Genomic DNA, 1,716 nt, shown 5'->3' on the forward strand with positions numbered 1-1,716 from the left:
AGTTGCATAAAAAAATCCGATGACATGGGGTCATCGGATTTTGATCCTTTCAGTGAGATCGTCAAGCGATCTGTCTTAACTGATCGGCATTAGCCTATTAAGGGCTAAATTTTAAGTGGCAAAGTTGCTATCAGAGTACTTATCCGTAGCAATTGCACTGTAACTGGCGTTAAAAGCATTTGATTGAAACTATGCCAGAGCCTGGAATAACCAAGAGAGCACAGTTGCTGTGCAACTCCAGCAACTCTGTAAGCAGATGGATAGCATACATGAAACTTCTTCGTTATCTTTTCTTACAATAACTGAAAGAAGTAGACTCCATCTGATACTTTTTTGAAGATATCAAATTGTGCATGTTCTTGAAATGCTTCTACATTCATATTCTCCCCAAAAACCAAACCGTTTATTCCTAACATCACAGAATTCCCCCATTGAATACGGACTGTATTATATTGGGTGTCGTTAAATACATCTGTAACGCCAATCTCAGCCATATCTACAAGTATCTCATTTAGATTTTCTTGTGATAATTTTACATTGGGCTGAGTCACGGATAATACTTGGCTCCAGTTTTCAATTTTGTTCTCGGCAGCTTTTTGGGAATATGTCATCATAAAACCACCATCAGGACTTTTTCCAAATGTTTTTGCAATAGGGTTAATAACAACTCCATTTAAAACAATTATTTCTTCAGAATAGTAAGAAACTTCTTTGATATTATATTGGTTGATTTTGGAAGTTAACGCCTCTACATTAACTATCATATCGGCTTTAGTAATTACATCTTCATTGTAGTTTGGGCTGCAAGCCACTAAAGTAGAGAGCATTAGTAAAGCAAAAAATTTCTTTAGTTTCATTGTAAATTACCTAGGTGTATTAATATGGAATTATTTTGTATTTACAGTTTCTGTTTATGTAGTAATGACCACCAAGACCATTTGGGAATCTCCATAATTCACATGAGTATTTATATGATACTCTCGCGCCATATACAGGACATCCTAAACACTTTGCGAGCCACGAGGAAGCCTATCATTCGGTCTCAATCGCTTATAAAGAGGGTGTTCAAAATTCTGTGTCACGTCAAAAATCACAGATCGATGTGAGCATCCAGTCGTCCTTCAAAATGGATGGACAGCTGAGATAGCGTTAAATTCCAGTTTTGAATCGGGTGTGACCACCGCTCCTGAGCCTTCAATATACCGGCGTAGAGCAGTTTGAGTAAACTGTTCTCGTTGGCAAAACCACCCTTGGTTTTCGTCAGTTTACGAAACTGACGATGTACGGCCTCAACCGCGTTCGTGGTGTAGATAGCCTTACGCACGTATTCCGGGTACTTAAAATAGGTCGATAACAGCGCCCACTTGTTGCGCCAGGACTTGATGACCACAGGATATTTGTCGCCCCATTTGGCTTCCAGCTCGTCCAGCGCCATCTCAGCTGCATTGAGGGTTGTGGCTTTATAGACACACTTTAAATCAGCCATAAACGCCTTCTGGTTTTTAGACGCTACGTATTTCATTGAGTTACGAATTTGATGAATGATGCATGACTGCACCTCTGTATGTGGGTAAATGGTTTCAATGGCTTCAGGGAAGCCTTTAAGGCCATCGACACAGGCAATCAGGATGTCTTTAATTCCGCGACTATGAAGATCGGTTAGTATACTTAGCCACTGATGTGCACCTTCAGTGTCTGAGATATACAAGCCCAACA

Annotated in this window: 2 protein-coding genes; both read right to left on the bottom strand. The window is 39.9% G+C overall.

Going from position 1 to position 1,716, the window contains the following annotated elements:
* Positions 1 to 293: 293 nt before the first annotated feature.
* Positions 294 to 857: a hypothetical protein gene (locus ACMHXE_RS13870; protein ID WP_413732552.1), complete on the bottom strand. Its 564-nt coding sequence runs from the start codon at positions 855 to 857 to the stop codon at positions 294 to 296.
* 233 nt (positions 858 to 1,090) lie between these two features.
* Positions 1,091 to 1,716: IS256 family transposase (locus tag ACMHXE_RS13875; RefSeq protein ID WP_224868444.1), on the bottom strand; the 626-nt coding region annotated here is incomplete at its 5' end.

Source organism: Shewanella sp. BJSY2023SW007, assembly GCF_047314525.1.
In the GTDB taxonomy this organism is placed as follows: Bacteria; Pseudomonadota; Gammaproteobacteria; order Enterobacterales; family Shewanellaceae; genus Shewanella; species Shewanella chilikensis.